The organism is Bradyrhizobium erythrophlei, assembly GCF_900129505.1.
In the GTDB taxonomy this organism is placed as follows: domain Bacteria; phylum Pseudomonadota; class Alphaproteobacteria; order Rhizobiales; family Xanthobacteraceae; genus Bradyrhizobium; species Bradyrhizobium erythrophlei_D.
The window spans coordinates 727,686-745,191 of the sequence record NZ_LT670818.1; the positions used below are offsets into that span (position 1 = coordinate 727,686).

The following is a 17,506-nucleotide window of genomic DNA, read 5'->3' on the forward strand; positions in this document are numbered from 1 at the left end:
CATTCCGAACCAACATTAGTCGCCCAAGGGGTAACTTCGTTCGAACAAGTTTACGCGGATTTCTCGAACAGCTCCCGACCGATCAGCATGCGGCGGATTTCGCTGGTGCCGGCGCCAATCTCGTAGAGCTTGGCGTCGCGCAGCAGCCGCCCGGTCGGATAGTCGTTGATATAGCCGTTGCCGCCGAGCAACTGGATGGCGTCGAGCGCGCACTGGGTCGCCTTCTCGGCGGCGTAGAGGATGGCGCCGGCGGCGTCCTCGCGCGTGGTCTCGCCGCGGTCGCAGGCCTTTGCCACCGCGTAAACATAGGCGCGCGACGCGTTCATCGTGGTGTACATGTCGGCGATCTTGCCCTGCACCAGCTGGAAGGTGCCGATCGGCTGGCCGAACTGCTTGCGCTCATGCACGTAGGGCAGCACCACATCCATGCACGCCTGCATGATGCCGAGCGGGCCCGCGGCCAGCACCGCGCGCTCGTAGTCGAGGCCCGACATCAGGACGTTGACGCCGCCGCCGACCTGGCTGAGCACGTTCTCTTCCGGCACCTCGCAATTCTCGAACACCAGCTCGCAGGTATCCGAGCCGCGCATGCCGAGCTTGTCGAGCTTTTGCGCGGTGGAAAATCCCTTCATGCCCTTTTCGATGATGAAGGCGGTGATGCCGCGCGAGCCCGCCGCGGCGTCGGTCTTGGCATAGACCACCAGCGTATCGGCGGCCGGACCGTTGGTGATCCACATCTTGCTGCCGTTGATGACGAAGCGATCGCCTTTCTTCTCGGCGCGGGTCGCCATCGAGACCACGTCGGAGCCGGCGTTCGGCTCCGACATCGCCAGCGATCCGACATGTTCGCCGGAAATCAGTTTCGGCAGGTATTTGCGCTTCTGCGCCTCGCTGCCGTTGCGGCGGATCTGGTTGACGCAGAGATTGGAATGCGCGCCGTAGGAAAGGCCGACCGACGCCGACGCCCGCGAAATTTCCTCAACCGCGATGCAGTGCTCGAGATAACCGAGCCCCGAGCCGCCATACTCCTCCTCCACGGTAATGCCGTGCAGGCCCAGCGCGCCGATCTTCGGCCAGAGATCCCTGGGGAATTGATTGCTTCTGTCGATCTCGGCGGCGCGCGGCGCGATCTCATTGCTGGAGAAGGCCTGCACGGTTTCCCTGATGGCGTCGGCGGTCTCGCCGAGATCGAAATTGAACATCCGTTGCGCGTTGGGGATCATGGTCGGGCGGCCTCCGGGCAAATAGCGCTGCGTTTCTCGGCTACAGCCTTAATCTCTGGAAATAGGCTTGTCACGGCCCGACGGCGCCGAGAACGGGGCTTCGGATGTATACCAGCGGCCGCGACAAAACTCGCCCTTGCTCTGGCACGCGCGAAGGGCTGTAATTCGCTCGAACGACCACCCTCCGGACCCTGCCACGGAGGGGGCAATCAGGGAGCTGCCCGATGCACGGGACGATCGATTCCGCCGAAACCATCAACCTGAACGCCGCGCGGGACAAGGCCCAATCCATGCCGCTTGCGCAATTCAATCCCGGCGATCCCGAATTGTTTCGTTCCGATACCTTCTGGCCATATTTCGACCGGCTCCGGAAGGACGATCCGGTCCATTACTGCAAGGACAGCATGTTCGGGCCGTATTGGTCGGTGACCAAATACAACGACATCATGGACATCGAGACCAATCATGCGGTGTTTTCGTCGGCGGCCTATCTCGGCGGCATCACCATCCGCGACATCGCGCCCGAACTGCGCCGCGAAAGCTTCATCGCCATGGATCAGCCGCGCCACGGCGCCCAGCGCAAGACCGTGGCGCCGATGTTCACACCGACGCATCTCGACCAGCTCGCGATCAGCATCCGCAAGCGCTCGGCCGAATGCCTCGACAATCTGCCGGTGAACGAGGTGTTCGACTGGGTCGACCGGGTCTCGATCGAACTGACCACGCAGATGCTCGCCGTGCTGTTCGACTTTCCCTGGGAGGACCGCCGCAAGCTGACGCGCTGGTCCGACGTCGCGACAACGATTCCCGGGCCCGACGGACTGGTCGCGACCGAAGAAGCGCGGCAGGCCGAGCTCATGGAATGCGCGGGCTATTTCGCGAAGCTCTGGAAGGAGCGCATCGATCAGCCGCCCAAAAGCGACCTGTTGTCGATGATGGCGCACAGCGAAGCCACGCGCGACATGGACCCGAAAAACTTCCTCGGCAATCTGATCCTGCTGATCGTCGGCGGCAACGATACCACCCGCAACACGCTGTCGGGCAGCGTCTATGCGCTGAACAAGCATCCGGACCAATACAAGAAGCTGCGCGAAAACCCCGCATTGATCGACACCTTCGTTCCGGAAGTGATCCGCTGGCAGACACCGCTGGCGCACATGCGCCGGACCGCGCTCGAGGACATCGAGTTCCGCGGCAAGCAGATCAAGAAGGGTGACAAGGTCGTGATGTGGTACGTCTCGGGCAACCGTGACGAGGAGGTGATCGACCGTCCCTACGAGTTCATCATTGACCGGGCGCGGCCACGCACCCACATCTCGTTCGGGTTCGGCATTCACCGCTGCGTGGGCCTGAGGCTCGCTGAGCTGCAGCTGAAGATCATTTGGGAAGAGATCCTCAAGCGCTTCGACAATATTGAGGTGGTCGACGAGCCCAGGCGGGTGTATTCGAGTTTTGTCAAAGGCTACGAGACCCTCCCGGTGCGGATCGCCGGCTGAGCGCGCCGTCGCAGACAGCCATTTTTGAACGAGGAACGATGAACATCCAGACTTCAGTCCGGGCCGACAAGGCCGAGCTTCTGCGCCTGGCGCGCGAAGAGGCCTATTCCACCCCGCTGAAGGATTTTCATCCCGGCGCGCCGCGGCTGTTCCAGAACGATACGCTGTGGCCGTGGTTCGAGCGGCTGCGCAGCGAAGAGCCGGTGCACTTCTGCACCAACTCGCCGATCGAACCTTATTGGTCGGTCACCAAATACAACGACATCATGCATGTCGACACCAATCACGGCATCTTCTCTTCCGACGTCTCGCTCGGCGGCATCTCGATCCGCGACGTGCCACCCGGCTACGACTGGCCGAGCTTCATCGCGATGGACCAGCCGCGGCATGCCGAGCAGCGCAAGACCGTCTCTCCGATGTTCACGCCGACGCATCTGGACGAACTCGCGATCCTGATCCGCGCCCGCACGGCCAAGGTGCTCGACGGCCTGCCGCGCAACGAGACCTTCGATTTCGTCGACCGGGTGTCGATCGAACTGACCACCCAGATGCTGGCCACCCTGTTCGACTTTCCCTTCGAGGAGCGCCGCAAGCTGACGCGCTGGTCCGATGTCTCCACTGCGCTGCCGAAGGGCGGCATCGTCGAATCGGCGGAACAGCGCCGGACCGAGATGGACGAATGCGCGGCCTTTTTTTCCAAAATGTGGAACGAGCGCGTCAACGCCGAGCCGAGAAACGACCTGATCTCGATGATGGCGCATAGCGAGGCCACGCGGCACATGGATCCCGACAATCTGATGGGCAACATCATCCTGCTCATCGTCGGCGGCAACGACACCACCCGCAACACCATGTCGGGCTCGGTGCTGGCGCTGAACGAATACCCGGATCAGTACGAAAAGCTGCGCGCCAATCCGGCGCTGATCGACTCCATGGTGCCGGAGGTCATTCGCTGGCAGACCCCGCTCGCCCATATGCGCCGCACCGCCCTGGTCGATACCGAAATCGGCGGCAAGACGATCAGGAAGGGCGACCGCGTGGTAATGTGGTACGTCTCCGGCAACCGCGACGAAGAAGGCATCGAGAACCCCGACGAATTCATCATCGACCGCGCCCGGCCGCGGACCCATCTTTCGTTCGGCTTCGGCATCCACCGCTGCGTCGGCATGCGGCTCGCCGAACTGCAATTGAAGATCGTGTGGCAGGAAATGCTGAAGCGCTTCGACCGCATCGAGGTGGTAGGCCAACCGAAGCGGGTCTATTCCAGCTTCGTGCGCGGCATCGAGTCGTTACCGGTACGTATTCCGGCATAGTGGTGGGCACGCTTGCGCTTTGCCCACCCTATGTGTCGAGATCGCAGGGTGGGGAAAGGCGGTCTTTGCGTCGTGCCCACCGCTCAAGCACCCCTATACAATCGCGGCATGACAGCATGAACCAGATGAGAAGGGAGCGCCGCGGCTTTCTGTTCTAAGGCTTGGCCATGGTCACGCGCTGAGACGTGACCCAGAACCGGGGCCGCTATGGACGATGTTGCTGTCAGGGATGATGTCAAGGCAGGTCAGGACTGGCCGTTCCAGATCTACACAACGCTGAAGGCGTCTGGCGTATCGCAGATTTCCTATGTCCCCGATGCCGGCCACTCGGAGCTGATCAAGCTCTCGCACGGCGATAGCGCCATCCAGACGACAGTCCTGACAACGGAGGAGGAAGGGGTCGCGCTGAGCGCAGGCGCCTGGCTCGGCGGGGACCGCGCGGTGCTCCTGATGCAATCGAGCGGTGTCGGCAATTGCGTGAACATGTTCTCGCTCGCAGCGAGCTGCCGCCTTCCGTTCCTCACGCTTGTGACGATGCGCGGCGAATGGGCGGAATTCAACCCGTGGCAAATCCCGATGGGAAAAGCGACGCCGCAAGCCCTGGAAATCATGGGCGTGACCGTACTCAGGCTCGACCGGCCCGAAGATGCGGAAGAGGTTATTTCAGCAGCCGCTTCGCTGGCGTTCGAAAGCGACCAGCAAGTCGCGGTCCTCATTTCGCAGCGTATGCTCGGCCGCAAGAAATGGACGGAGACACTGTGATGGCGCAGAATTTCACGCTCAACCGCCGTGAAGCGGTCACGGCACTGCTGGTCGATCGCGGAGATTTGCTCGTCGTGACCGGCCTCGGATCGTCCTCCTACGACGTGTTCGATGCCGGTGAGCACGCCGGAAATTTCTATTTGTGGGGCGCGATGGGTGGCGCGGCGATGGTCGGCCTCGGCGTCGCACTTGCCCAGCCGAGGCGGCCGGTCGCCGTCATCACCGGCGATGGCGAGCAGCTGATGGGTATCGGCAGTCTGCTGACCATCGCAGCGAAGAAGCCGGGAAATCTGACGATCGTTATTCTCGACAACGGTCATTTTGGCGAGACAGGGATGCAGGTCAGCCATTCCGGCCTTGGGGCACAGCTCGATGTGATTGCCACTGGGGCAGGCTTGCGCTCGGTCACCGAAATAACCGACATCAAAGGCGTCACTGACTTTCGCAGCAAGTTGCAAAGCATCGAGGACGGGCCGCGGCTTGCGCGAATCCGTATCGCCACGGGCCACCTCGAACGCGCATTGCCGCCTCGCGATGGAGCATTTCTGAAAAATCGGTTCCGGGAAAACCTCGGTCTGCCCGTTACATAACGTGACGACGATTCACGTTAGATTGATATCCCAGAGGCCTTCCGCACGGCACGCGCCGATTTCGTCGCGGAGAAGGTTGGTGACGAGCGTGATAGCTGTCGAGCCCGGATGGTCGATAGGGGAAGCAATGGTGAGTTCGCGGATCGGGGCCGGGTTGGAAATCGCGGCAGTTTCAAGTCGGCCGTCGGCAACTTCGTTCCGTACCGACGACGGCGGCAACAACGCGTATCCCAGCCCTTCCTCGACGAGGCTGGTGAGAACCCGGAAGGAATCGGCTTCGACCTGGACATCGAGCTTCAATTTCTTCTTCGCCGCCGATTGCTCGATAAGCGCCCGGAGCCCGTGCGAATGACTTGGCAAAACCAGCCTCTGTCGCAGGAGCCAGCCAATCTCCACCTGCTTTTTCCGCGCCAGTCCGCAGCCGCGCGGTCCCACAGCCACGATTCTGTCACGGCCGAGGCTTTGAACGGTCAGATGCAGGTCGACCGATGGCCCGTAGATGACTGCAATGTCCATCTGCCCGCGGTGCAACCATTCGATGAGATGCCCGCTGTAGCTTTCCACGATGCAGAGCGATATGCCGGGGAAGCTTTCGACGGTCCGTCGCGCGAGCCGTGCAGAAATCACAGAACTCACTGTGGGAACGAGCCCCAGGACCACGCGTCCGGACGGTGGTCCTCCCGAGGATTGGATATCGTCGCGAATCTGATCGATTTGCCTGACGATGCCCGCCGTCCTCGCGAGAAGAAGGCGGCCAGCCTCGGTCAGGACCATGCCGCGGCCATTCCGGGTAAAGAGCTCGGCCCGCAGTTCATGCTCAAGAAGTTTGATCTGACGACTGAGCGCCGGCTGTGCTACCCGCAATGTGTCGGAGGCTTTGCTGAGGCTGCCGAGTTCCGCAACGCAACTGAACGTCCTGAGCTGACGGAAATCCATACTTGCCAATCTTGGAATGCCGGTTAATACGCTATAACAATTGAGCATAGGAACTTTACGTCGGTTTCACAACAGCGAGTCCATCCGCAATCAACGCAACGCGACCGCCAGCAAATCAAATGACCGCACAAGAACAACAAGAAGACTATTCCGACATCCGCGACGCCGTCGCCAAGCTGTGCGCGCAATTCCCGGGCGAATACTGGCGCAAGCTCGACCGCGAGATGGCCTACCCCAAGGCCTTCGTCGATGCCTTGACCGAAGCCGGCTATCTCTCGGTACTGATCCCCGAGGAGTATGGCGGCGCGGGCCTGAAGCTATCCGCCGCGGCCGCGATCCTGGAAGAGATCCAGCGCGCCGGCTGCAATGGCGGCGGCTGCCACGCCCAGATGTACACCATGGGCACGCTGCTGCGGCACGGCAGCGACGAGCAGAAGGCAAAATGGCTGCCGAAGGTCGCCACCGGCGAGTTGCGGCTACAGGCATTCGGTGTCACCGAGCCGAGCAGCGGCACCGACACCTCCTCGCTGAAGACGTTTGCGAAGAAAGACGACAATGGCGACTATATCGTCAACGGCCAGAAGATCTGGACCAGCCGGGCCGAATATTCCGACCTGATGATCCTGTTGGCGCGCACCACGCCGAAGGAGCAATCGAAAAAGCGCACCGACGGCCTGTCGGTGTTCATCGTCGACATGAAGGCTGCGAAGGGCCACGGGCTCTCGATCAGCCCGATCCGCACCATGATGAATCACGCCACCACGGAAGTGTTCTTCACCGACATGGAGGTGCCGGCGGAAAACCTGATCGGCGAGGAAGGCAAGGGGTTCCGCTACATCCTCTCCGGCATGAACGCCGAACGCATCCTGATCGCTTCCGAATGCGTCGGCGACGCCAAATGGTTCATCGCCAAGGCCTCCGCCTATGCCAAGGAGCGCGTCGTGTTCGGCCGCCCGATCGGCCAGAATCAAGGCATCCAGTTTCCCATTGCCAAGGCCTATGCGGCGATGCGCGCAGCCGAGCTGATGGTGAGAGAAGCCACCCGCAAATACGAGGCGGGGCTCGATTGCGGCGCCGAGGCTAACATGGCTAAAATGCTGGCGGCCGATGCGTCCTGGGAGGCCGCCAACGCCTGCGTGCAGACCCATGGCGGTTTCGGCTTTGCCGAGGAATACGACGTCGAACGCAAATTCCGCGAAACCCGACTCTATCAAGTGGCGCCGATTTCGACCAATCTGATTTTATCGTACCTCGCCGAGCACGTGCTGGGCATGCCCCGCTCCTACTGAGAACACAAGATGCTGCCGCTTGAAGGACTGACCGTCATCGCCGTCGAACAGGCGGTCGCCGCGCCGTTCTGCAGTTCGCGGCTGGCCGACGCCGGCGCCCATGTCATCAAGATCGAGCGCCCCGAGGGCGACTTTGCCCGCGGCTATGATGCGGCCGCAAACGGCCAGAGCAGCTATTTCGTCTGGCTCAACCGCGGCAAGGATTCCGCGGTCATCGACCTCGCGACCAAGGAGGGCCGTGCCAACCTCGAAGAGCTGATCGCCGGCGCCGACGTGCTGCTGCAAAACCTGAAACCCGGCTCGATGGACAAGCTCGGCTTTGCGCTGGAGCGCCTGCGCCGGGATTATCCAAAGCTGATCTGCTGCACCATTTCCGGCTATGGCGACGACGGCCCCTATGCGCATCGCAAGGCCTACGATCTCCTGATCCAGGCCGAGAGCGGGCTGGCCTCGATCACCGGCGGGCCTGAGGGTCCTTCCCGCGTCGGCGTGTCGATCGTCGACGTCGCCACCGGTGCTACCGCGCATGCCGCGATCCTCGAAGCGCTGATCGCGCGCTCACGCAGCGGCCAGGGCGCGGACATCCGGATTTCGATGTTCGACGTGATGGCCGACTGGCTCACGGTGCCGCTACTCAATGCGGAAGGCGGCAATCCGCCGCAGCGGCTCGGCCTCGCGCATCCCTCGATCGCGCCCTACGGCGTGTTCCGCTCCAGGGACGGCAAGGACATCCTGATTTCGATCCAGAGCGAACGCGAATGGAAGAAGCTGTGCGCGGATGTCTTGGGGCAGCCGGACCTGCCCGGCGATCCCAGGTTTGCCAACATGGTGGAGCGCGTCCGCAACCGCGCCCTCACCGACAAGGCCGTCGGCGACAGCTTTGCCACCATGGCCCGCGACGAGCTGCTCAAGCGCCTGTCCGACGCCGACATCGCCTTTGCCGAGGTCAACACCATGGCCGACCTCGCGCATCACCCGCATCTGCGGCGGATCGAGGTCGATACGCCAAAGGGGCCGGTGAGCTATCCCGCGCCGGCGGCCATCGTCGTCGGTGCGCCACGTCACTACGGCGCGGTGCCCGGCATCGGCGAGCGCCACGCAAACGCAAAACCTCCTCCTGTTCGGACAACATCGTCATGACCGACCAACCCGATCTCGACCATTTGCGCCAATGGATCGGCCGCAGCAGCCAGGCCTCCGACATCGTCACCGCGCAACTGGTAAAAGGCCTGCGCGCCACGTTGTTCAGGGAGATCGGCGATCCCAGGCCGGGCGATGCCGCGCCGTGGACCGTGCATTGGTGCCTGGCGCGGCCGGTTTATCCGATGTCGGAGCTTAGCCCCGACGGCCATCCGACCCGCGGCGGCTTCCTGCCGCCGGTACCACTGCCGCGCCGGATGTGGGCCGGCGGAGAACTGGAATTCTTCGACGCCTTGCGCGTCGGCGACGAGGTGACGCGGACCTCGCGCATCGCCGACGTCACCATGAAGACCGGCAGCACCGGTGTGTTGTGTTTTGTTTCGGTCGACCATCTGGTCACGACATCGCGCGGTACTGCGCTGCGCGAGCGGCAGGATATCGTTTATCGCGATATCTCGACCGCGCCGGCCACAGCAGCAGCCAAACCGGCAGCCGCGCCGCCCGCGGCAAAGCACCGCGAAACCCACATGGCCGATCCCGTGCTGCTGTTTCGCTATTCGGCGCTGACCTTCAACGGCCACCGCATCCATTACGACCGCGACTACGTCACCAAGGTCGAAGGCTATCCCGGCCTGATCTTCCACGGCCCGCTGCAGGCGGCCTTTATCGTCGAGCTCGCCGCAAAACTCCATGGCGGTGCGGCGCCGAAGAAACTTGGCTATCGCGGGCTGCAGCCGCTGTTCGAAGGCAGCGAGTTCAGCGTCAACGCCAACGACACCGATGCCGGCATGGAATTGTGGACCGCGAATTCGGAAGGCCAGCCCACCATGAAGGGCACCGCGACGTGGTGACACCGTCATTGCGAGCGAAGCGAAGCAATCCATCCATCCGCGCGGGAAGTGTGGATTGCTTCGTCGCTTCGCTCCTCGCAATGACGGCTGATGCAATTCGAACTATTCACTAAGGGCGCACCGCATTGTCCCGCAAACCCAGCAAAACCACCGGCGCATCCGTCAGTGTCAAACAGGCCACGCTCGATTTGCTGCGCGCATTCGGCATCAAGAAAGTGTTCGGCAATCCCGGCTCGACCGAATTGCCGTTCCTGAGCGACTGGCCCGACGACATCGATTATGTGCTGGGCCTGCAGGAAGCCTCCGTGATCGGCATGGCCGACGGCTACGCCCAGGCCACGCGCAACGCCGGGTTCGTCAATCTGCATTCCGCCGCCGGCGTCGGCAATGCGCTCGGCAATATCTATACGGCGCACCGCAACCAGACCCCGCTGGTCATTACCGCGGGCCAGCAGGCGCGCAGCATCCTGCCGCTGCAGGCGTTTCTCTATGCCGAGCGCGCTTCGGAATTTCCCAGGCCCTACGTCAAATTCTCGGTCGAGCCCGCACGCGCCGAGGACGTGCCGGCGGCGATCGCGCGCGCCTATTACGTGGCGATGCAGCCGCCCTGCGGGCCGACCTTCGTTTCGGTGCCGATCGACGACTGGACCCATCCGACGCAACCGGTCGAGGCGCGGCAGGTCAGCCGCGAGCTCGGTCCCGACAGAAGTGCGATGCAGGCGCTCGCCACAGCGCTCGCGGCCAGCAAGCACCCGGCGCTGGTGGTCGGCCCCGGCGTCGATCGCGCAGAGGCCGTCGAACTGATGGTGCGGGTTGCGGAGAAGACAAAAGCGTCGGTCTGGGTCAGCCCGTTTTCGGCGCGCTGCAGTTTCCCGGAGCGGCATCCGCAGTTCGCGGGCTTCCTGCATGCCTCGCCGGCGCAGTTGTCGGACGCGCTTCGCGCGCATGATCTGGTGGTCGTCGTCGGCGCGCCGGTCTTCACCTTCCATGTCGAGGGCGTTGCTGCGATCTTCGACGGCGCGACCACGATTTTCCAAATCACCGACGATTCCACCGCCGCCGCGGTCACCCCGGTCGGCACCAGCATCATCGCCACCATCAAGCCGGCGCTAACGCTGCTGTTGGAATTGCTGCCTGAGACCAAACGCGCGGTGCCGGCGGGCCGCATCTTGCCTCCCGCCCCGTCCGCGGGCGATCCGATTCCGGTCGAATATCTGCTGCACGCGCTGTGGACCGCGATGCCTGAGGATGCCGTGCTGGTCGAGGAAGCCCCCTCGCACCGCCCGGCGATGCAGAAATTCATGCCGATGCGCGGCCAGGACAGTTTCTACACCATGGCGAGCGGCGGGCTCGGCTACAGCCTCCCCGCCGCGGCCGGCATGGCGCTCGGCCGTCCCGGCGTCAGGACCGTCTGCCTGATCGGCGACGGCTCGGCGATGTATTCGATCCAGGCGCTTTGGACGGCGGCGCAACGAAAACTGCCGCTGACGGTGGTGGTGATCAACAATGCAGGCTACGGCGCGATGCGCTCATTCAGCCAAGTGATGCAGGTGCGCAATGTGCCCGGCCTCGACCTGCCCGGCATCGATTTTGTGAAGCTCGCCGAAGGCATGGGGTGCGACGCCGTGCGGGTGGCAAAAGCATCGGAACTGGCGCCGGCGCTGAAGCGCGGGTTTGCGCATCAAGGCGCCAGCCTGATCGAGGTGATGGTGGACTCCGCGGTGCCGCTGCTCTACGCGCAGAAGAGCTGAGCGCCGCTCACGAAGCCAAAAAACCGCCGTCCGCGGCAAGGACATGACCGACCACATAGGACGCCGCGTCTGAGAGCAGCCAGACCACGGCTTCGGCGACTTCGTCAGTTTTTCCCATCCGTCGCAGCGGCAGGCCCGCCGCGACGGCGGACATGTCGCCCACGCCGGAGCGCAGCATCATGTCGGTGACGACACGGCCCGGTGCGATGGCGTTGATCCTCACGCCGCGCGGCGCGGCCTCCATCGCCGCCGACCGCGTCAGCGAGATCGCCGCCGCCTTGGAGGCGGAGTAGAGCGACAGGCCGGCGTTCGGATTCCGGATGCCGCTGACCGACGCATTGACGACAATCCTGCCCTCGCCGCGCGAAAACATCACCGGCAGTTGATGGCGAAGGCAGAGGAAGATGGAACGCACATTGGCGTCGAATACCTCGTCATAAACGGCGCTGCCCTGTTGTTCGAGGGGCGCGCGCCGTTCCTGGAAGCCGGCATTGTTAAACGCGGCGTCGAGCCCGCCGTAACGCTCGACCGCGGCGCGGACGAGACGCTCGACGTCATCCTCCCGGGTAACGTCGGCCTTGATCGCGAGCGCCTCCGCCCCCAAGGTTCGGCACTCGGCCGCCGTGGATTCGATCTCCGCCTCGCGCCTGCCCGCGATGACGACCGCCGCCGCGCCCTCGTCGGCCATCTTGATTGCGGCAGCCCGGCCGATGCCGCTGCCGCCGCCGGTCACCAGACAGACTTTTCGCTTCATCCGGCTCGCTATCGCGTGCAGAGGCGCATCGGCCGCAATCGGCTCGCTCATCCCACCCAACTCCCGAAACTTGCACCGGCAGATAGTTGTATGATACAACTTTCTCATCGGAGTCAAGAAATGCCTGCCGCGGAACTGGCCCTCATCGACGACATTCGTGCCGCGTCCCGGCAGATGGTTCGCGAACTCGGCTTCATGGAGGCGACGGTGGCCGCGACGGATTACCCGCCGTCAGCGGTCCATACCATCCTGGAAATTGGCGCCCGCGGGCCGATGACCTCGGTTCAATTGGCTGACATCCTGCATCTGGAGAAGTCGAGCGTCAGCCGCATGGTGCGCAAGCTGGTCGAGTGCGGCGAACTGAAGGAGGCGTCCGACGCGGACGATGCGCGGATCAAGCCTTTATCGCTGACGCCGAAGGGGCGGCGTACGCTGGCCGCCCTTCACGATTTCGGCCGTCGGCAGGTGGCCGGCGCGCTCGCGGGGCTGACCGAGAAAGAACGGCAGATCGTGCGCGATGGACTTGGCATTTACGCGAAAGCGTTGAAGGCAGGCCGCGATGCGGAGACCGAATTGGCGAAAGTAAGCTAAGTCGTCATTCCGGGGCGATGCCAACGGGTCCGCGCAAAGCGCGGCCCGATGACAGGCTCCGCATCGAGCTGCGATGTGCAATTGCACATCGGAGAATCTCGAGATTCCGGATATGGTGCTAACGCACCATTCCGGAATGACGGAGGAAGAACTCCGTCACTTCCCGAAATCTTCGCGCATCCTGGCCTGGATCTTCGCCATGCCGGCGATCCAGCGGTCGTAATTTTCGGTTTTCTTGCGCATGTAGTTCAGCACCTGCGGATGCGGCAGGATGACGAAGGTTTCCTGCTCGATGCCTTTGAGCGCGTCCTGTGCCACCTGCTCCGGCGTCAGATCGCCATCGCCGGATTGCGGACCTTTCGGGATCGAGCGCAGCATGTTGGTATCGACGCCCTGCGGGCACAGGATCGACACCTTGATGCCATCGGCCTTGTGCGAGATCGCCAGATTCTCCGCAAATCCCACCGCGGCGTGCTTGGTGGTGGAATAGGCCGGGCTGCCGACCTGCGACAGCAGTCCGGCGGCGGAAATGGTGTTGAGGAAGTAGCCGCCGCCGCGCACCTTCATGCGCGGGATCAGGTGCCGCGCGGCGTAGACGTGGGCCATCACATGGATCGCCCAGCTCCTCATGAACGGCTCGTCGGAGTGACCGCCGGCATTCTCCGACAAGGGGTCAAAACCGCCGCCGATGCCGGCATTGGAGCAGAACAGCGCGATCGGGCCGAACTGCCGTTCGGTCTCCTCGATGACGTGGAGGATGTCCTTTTCCTGCGCGACATCGCATTTGAACGCCGCGCCGTCGACCGCGGCCGCAACGGCCCTGGCGCCATGGATATCGAGATCGGCGACGATCACCTTGGCCGCGCCGGCGCGATGAAACGCCTCGCACAGTGCCCTGCCGATGCCATTGGCGCCGCCGGTGACAACCACGACTTTGCCCGCCACCTGCATCGCACCCTCGGCTTTTTGAATGTCGTTTAGTTCAGGACGAGATCGAGCACGGCGGTGTAATGGCAGGCTGCGCCCAGCAGCACGAAGGAATGCCAGATCGCGTTCTGGAAACGCAACCGCTGCCAGGCGTGAAAGATCACGCCGAAACTGTAGAGCAGCCCGCCCGCGGCGATGAACCACAGCGTCAGTGTCGGCAGCGACGCCACACCGGGGTCGTAGACCATGAAGCCGCTCCAGCCCATCGCCAGATAGAGGCCGACCGCGAGCCGGTCGAAGCGGCCCGGGAACACCAGCTTGATCACGATGCCGACAATCGCCACGCACCATACGCCGATCAGAAGCGCGATCGCGAAGATACTGTCCTTCATCTGGGCGATGAAGGGCGTATAGGTCGCCGCGATCAGCATGTAGATCGCCGAATGATCGAAGCGGCGCAGCACCCATTTGGCGCGCGACACCGGCCACAGATTATAGGTTGCCGACAGCACCAGCATGGCGAGCAGGCCGGCGGCATAAACCGAGACCACGGCGACTTCGAGGCCAGTGGCATAGATCGCGGTGAGCACGATCAGCACCGTCGCCGCGACCACGCCGCCGAACACGCCGATGCCGTGCACGACGCCGTCGGCGATCAGTTCGGCCCGATCGTAATTCCAGCGCATGGCGCCGGCCGCCGCATGGACGGAGGTCGAGGCGAGTTGCTTCAGTTGGAAAATGGTCATGAAGGTCCGACAGGCTGCTTGGCGAGAGCGATAGATCATAGCTCTTTGGGGGTCAACGAACCCTGAAACCCTACAGCTCAAATAGCGTCCTTAGTGTGAAACTTGATTTTGGACCGCCAATCGCCACCTTTCCGATAGGTTTCCAGTCATTGCCCCGCAAAATCGAGTTATTTCCGCCCGCATGGCCCCCCGTTTTTCCGAAATCGTCGAGGAAGCACGCCTGTCGGCGCGGGCCTTGCTGGACTACGGCGACGGTTTCTTCAATCCGACGGTGCGACTCGGCGTCACCGGGCTTTCACGGGCCGGCAAGACGGTCTTCATTACCGCGCTGATCCACGGCCTCACCCGTGGCGGCCGGTTTCCCGTTTTCGAACCTTTTGCCAGCGGGCGGATCGCGCAAGCGCGGCTGGCGCCGCAGCCCGACGACGCGGTGCCGCGCTTTGCATACGAGAACCACGTCCGCACCCTGATCGAGGAGCGGCGCTGGCCGAGCTCCACGGTCGACATCAGCGAGTTGCGACTGGTTATGGACTACCAGCGGCAAAATGGCGCGGACCGCACGCTGACGCTCGATATCGTCGACTATCCCGGCGAATGGCTGCTCGACCTGCCGCTGCTCAACAAGAGCTACGAACAATGGTCGCGCGAAAGCCTCGGCCTGTCGCGGGAGCGACCCCGCGCGCTGCTCGCGGCGCAATGGCACGCGCATCTTGCGACGCTGAGCGCGGAGGCACAGGAAGACGAGCAGGCCGCGCTGACGCAAGCGCGGCTGTTCACCGATTATCTGCGCGCCTGCCGCGACGAACGCTTTGCCATGAGCCTGCTGCCGCCCGGCCGCTTCCTGATGCCGGGCAATCTTGCGGGCTCGCCGGCGCTGACCTTTGCGCCGCTGGATTTGCCGAACGACGGCACCGCACCGGAAGGCTCGCTGTGGGCGATGATGGTCCGCCGTTACGAGGCCTATAAGGACGTGGTGGTGCGACCGTTCTTTCGCGATCATTTTGCCCGGCTGGACCGCCAGGTGGTTCTGGTCGACGCGCTCTCCGCGTTCAACTCGGGACCGGAAGCGCTGCACGATCTCGAGGGGGCGCTGGCCGGAATCCTCGATTGCTTCAGGATCGGCCGCAGCACCTTCTTGAGCAGCCTGTTCCGGCCACGGATCGACCGCATCCTGTTTGCCGCGACCAAGGCCGACCACCTGCACCATTCCAGCCACGATCGGCTGGAAGCAGTGTTGCGGCGGACCGTGGCCGGCGCCGTGGCACGCGCGGAGGATACCGGTGCCCTGATCGATGTGGTGGCGCTGGCCGCGGTGCGCGCCACGCGCGAGGCCACCGTCACGCGCGGGCGCGACAAGCTGCCCTCGATCCTGGGAACCCCCACCCCCGGCGAGACCGCGGGCGGCGAGGCCTTCGACGGCACTAGCGAGGTCGCGACCTTTCCGGGCGACCTGCCCGCCGACCCCGAACGGCTCTTTGCCGGCGAAGATGCGTTTCGCGGACTCTCCAGCGCGAGCGCCGAGAAGAGCGACTTCCGCTTTCTGCGTTTCCGGCCGCCGCAGCTGGAAGATGTGAACGGAGAAAGCCCGACCCTGCCTCATATCCGCCTCGACCGCGCCCTCCAGTTCCTGATCGGAGACAGACTGCAATGAGCGAGCGCCCCCGCAAGCCCCAGACCTTCAAGCTCGGCGATCCCGGCGTGATCGTGATGGATGCGGATGAAACCGGCCGCCCCTCGCGCGGCACGGTCCGCATCACGCCGGAAAGCGACCCCGCGCTGCTGCCGGTCCCGGTCGAAGCGCCGCTGCTCCCGGCGCGGCGCGGCTTTCCCTGGGGAACGGTGTTCTGGAGCGCGGTCGGCGGACTGGTCCTGCTCGGTCTCGGTCTCAGCGTTACCCATTTGATCGAAGACCTGTTCGCGCGCAGCGAGGGGCTCGGCTTTCTCGGTCTCGGCTTTGCGTCCGCCGCCGCGCTGGCCTTGGCCATTGTGGTCGCGCGCGAAGCGCTCGGGCTGGCGCGGCTTGCGACCATCGAAAAACTGCATCTGCGCGCCGCGGAGGTGCTCGTCAGCGACGACCGCGCCGAAAGCCGCGGCATCGTGCAGGACCTGATCAAACTTGCGCACCAGAACCCGCATCTGGCGCGGGCCCGGGCCGCGCTGCAGGGCCATGCCGGCGACATCATCGACGGCGCCGATATGATCCGGCTGGCCGAGCGCGAGTTGATGACGCCGCTGGACCAGGAGGCGCGCCGGCTGGTGTCGTCGGCCGCGCAACGGGTTTCGATCGTCACCGCGGTCAGTCCCCGCGCGCTGGTCGACGTGCTCTTTGTCTTCGTGGCCTCGCTGCGTCTGATCCGGCAACTGGCGCTGCTCTATGGCGGGCGACCCGGCGCGCTCGGCATGTTCAGGCTGCTGCGTCATGTCGTCGCCCACGTCGCCATCACCGGCGGCATGGCGGCCAGCGACAGCCTGATCCAGCAGGTGCTCGGCCATGGCATCGCGGCAAAGCTGTCGCAGCGGCTCGGCGAAGGCGTGCTCAACGGGCTTTTGACCGCGCGGCTCGGACTTGCCGCCATCGACGTCACCCGCCCGCTGCCATTCACCGCCCTGCCGCGGCCGGTGCTCGCCGACCTCGCCAAGGACCTGCTGCGCAAGCGCGACGGCGAGGACTAGCCTTTTCCGCGCGATACCGGGGCCGAACGAAATGGCCGCCCGAAGGCGGCTGGATTTCATCTTGCCGAAGCTGCGGGCGCGGAAAGGCTCCGGTCAATCGCAAACCTGGACCCGGCGAAAACGCCAGTCATAGCCGTCCCAGTAGCGTTCGCGGACGAACCGGCAAGCGGGCTCTTCGACATAGACCGGCGCCGGCGCATAATAGGCCGGAGGCGGGGGCGGCGGAGCAGGCCGTGACGCCAGGGCGCCGCCGAGCAGCGCGCCGCCGATCAATCCGCCCACCACGCCGGCGGCGATTTCGCCATTCTCCGCCCTTGCAGGCTGCGGCAACACAAGCGGGCTTGCAGCCAACATCACAGCCAGGATGGCTGGCGCGATCTTGCTCATGATTCATCTCCAGGTCGCGGCTCCGAATCGTGCGGGGGCCGCCGTGCCAAACCATCATACATTACGCGATTAACGCA

At 64.0% G+C, this 17,506-nt stretch carries 17 protein-coding genes; 11 read left to right on the top strand and 6 right to left on the bottom strand.

Features of this window, described 5'->3' with window-relative positions; all coding sequences use genetic code 11:
- Positions 1–50 precede the first annotated feature (50 nt).
- The gene (locus tag B5525_RS03440; RefSeq protein WP_079564675.1) at positions 51–1,223 is read right to left on the bottom strand and encodes an isovaleryl-CoA dehydrogenase; all 1,173 of its coding nucleotides are present in this window, start codon (positions 1,221–1,223) and stop codon (positions 51–53) included.
- Positions 1,224–1,447: 224 nt separating this feature from the next.
- On the opposite strand from B5525_RS03440, the gene B5525_RS03445 reads away from it, so the two are divergent.
- From B5525_RS03445 to B5525_RS03460, 4 genes are all read left to right on the top strand, one after another.
- Positions 1,448–2,719, top strand: coding sequence for a cytochrome P450 (locus tag B5525_RS03445; protein WP_079564676.1), 1,272 nt, complete (start codon positions 1,448–1,450; stop codon positions 2,717–2,719).
- A 38-nt stretch (positions 2,720–2,757) separates the two neighbouring features.
- Complete coding sequence (locus B5525_RS03450) at positions 2,758–4,032, top strand: cytochrome P450 (RefSeq protein WP_079564677.1); 1,275 nt, start codon at positions 2,758–2,760, stop codon at positions 4,030–4,032.
- Positions 4,033–4,239: 207 nt separating this feature from the next.
- Positions 4,240–4,794, top strand: coding sequence for a thiamine pyrophosphate-binding protein (locus B5525_RS03455; protein ID WP_079564679.1), 555 nt, complete (start codon positions 4,240–4,242; stop codon positions 4,792–4,794).
- Entirely contained in the window at positions 4,794–5,384 is a 591-nt protein-coding gene (locus B5525_RS03460) for a thiamine pyrophosphate-dependent enzyme (protein WP_244567821.1), read from the top strand. The genes B5525_RS03455 and B5525_RS03460 overlap by 1 nt, the downstream gene beginning before the upstream one ends.
- Before the next feature lie 12 nt (positions 5,385–5,396).
- Here the strand turns inward: B5525_RS03460 and B5525_RS03465 are convergent, their stop codons facing one another.
- On the bottom strand, positions 5,397–6,320 hold the full coding sequence (locus B5525_RS03465; RefSeq protein WP_079564681.1) for a LysR family transcriptional regulator: 924 nt from the start codon (positions 6,318–6,320) through the stop codon (positions 5,397–5,399).
- 119 nt (positions 6,321–6,439) lie between these two features.
- On the opposite strand from B5525_RS03465, the gene B5525_RS03470 reads away from it, so the two are divergent.
- The 4 genes from B5525_RS03470 to mdlC all read left to right on the top strand — a co-directional run bounded on the left by B5525_RS03470 (position 6,440) and on the right by mdlC (position 11,351).
- Positions 6,440–7,609 (top strand): acyl-CoA dehydrogenase family protein, encoded by a 1,170-nt coding sequence (locus B5525_RS03470; RefSeq protein WP_079564682.1) that lies wholly within the window; start codon positions 6,440–6,442, stop codon positions 7,607–7,609.
- A gap of 9 nt (positions 7,610–7,618) precedes the next feature.
- Positions 7,619–8,749 carry a CaiB/BaiF CoA transferase family protein gene (locus B5525_RS03475; protein ID WP_079564683.1) on the top strand — a complete coding sequence of 377 codons (1,131 nt, stop codon included), beginning with the start codon at positions 7,619–7,621 and terminating at the stop codon, positions 8,747–8,749.
- Positions 8,746–9,600, top strand: a complete 855-nt coding sequence (locus tag B5525_RS03480; protein WP_079564685.1) for an FAS1-like dehydratase domain-containing protein — start codon at positions 8,746–8,748, stop codon at positions 9,598–9,600. The genes B5525_RS03475 and B5525_RS03480 overlap by 4 nt, the downstream gene beginning before the upstream one ends.
- 125 nt (positions 9,601–9,725) lie before the next feature.
- Positions 9,726–11,351 (top strand): benzoylformate decarboxylase, encoded by a 1,626-nt coding sequence (gene mdlC / locus B5525_RS03485; protein ID WP_079564686.1) that lies wholly within the window; start codon positions 9,726–9,728, stop codon positions 11,349–11,351.
- A gap of 7 nt (positions 11,352–11,358) precedes the next feature.
- Here the strand turns inward: mdlC and B5525_RS03490 are convergent, their stop codons facing one another.
- Positions 11,359–12,156 carry an SDR family NAD(P)-dependent oxidoreductase gene (locus B5525_RS03490; protein ID WP_079564687.1) on the bottom strand — a complete coding sequence of 266 codons (798 nt, stop codon included), beginning with the start codon at positions 12,154–12,156 and terminating at the stop codon, positions 11,359–11,361.
- Positions 12,157–12,225: 69 nt separating this feature from the next.
- Between B5525_RS03490 and B5525_RS03495 the strand changes: the two genes are divergently transcribed.
- Complete coding sequence (locus B5525_RS03495) at positions 12,226–12,696, top strand: MarR family winged helix-turn-helix transcriptional regulator (protein WP_079564689.1); 471 nt, start codon at positions 12,226–12,228, stop codon at positions 12,694–12,696.
- Positions 12,697–12,852: 156 nt separating this feature from the next.
- Here the strand turns inward: B5525_RS03495 and B5525_RS03500 are convergent, their stop codons facing one another.
- A complete protein-coding gene (locus tag B5525_RS03500) occupies positions 12,853–13,647 on the bottom strand; it encodes an SDR family oxidoreductase (RefSeq protein ID WP_079564690.1) in 795 nt (264 codons plus the stop codon).
- Positions 13,648–13,673: 26 nt separating this feature from the next.
- Positions 13,674–14,369 carry a PAQR family membrane homeostasis protein TrhA gene (gene trhA / locus B5525_RS03505; RefSeq protein WP_079572885.1) on the bottom strand — a complete coding sequence of 232 codons (696 nt, stop codon included), beginning with the start codon at positions 14,367–14,369 and terminating at the stop codon, positions 13,674–13,676.
- A gap of 181 nt (positions 14,370–14,550) precedes the next feature.
- Here trhA and B5525_RS03510 point away from each other — a divergent pair, with 181 nt between their 5' ends.
- Both B5525_RS03510 and B5525_RS03515 read left to right on the top strand, forming a co-directional pair.
- Complete coding sequence (locus B5525_RS03510; protein WP_079564691.1) at positions 14,551–16,020, top strand: YcjX family protein; 1,470 nt, start codon at positions 14,551–14,553, stop codon at positions 16,018–16,020.
- Positions 16,017–17,042, top strand: coding sequence for a YcjF family protein (locus B5525_RS03515; protein WP_079564692.1), 1,026 nt, complete (start codon positions 16,017–16,019; stop codon positions 17,040–17,042). Before B5525_RS03510 ends, B5525_RS03515 begins: the two co-directional genes overlap by 4 nt.
- Before the next feature lie 93 nt (positions 17,043–17,135).
- On the opposite strand, the gene B5525_RS03520 is transcribed toward B5525_RS03515, so the two are convergent.
- Positions 17,136–17,429 carry a hypothetical protein gene (locus B5525_RS03520; protein ID WP_079564693.1) on the bottom strand — a complete coding sequence of 98 codons (294 nt, stop codon included), beginning with the start codon at positions 17,427–17,429 and terminating at the stop codon, positions 17,136–17,138.
- Between the last annotated feature and the right edge of the window lie 77 nt (positions 17,430–17,506).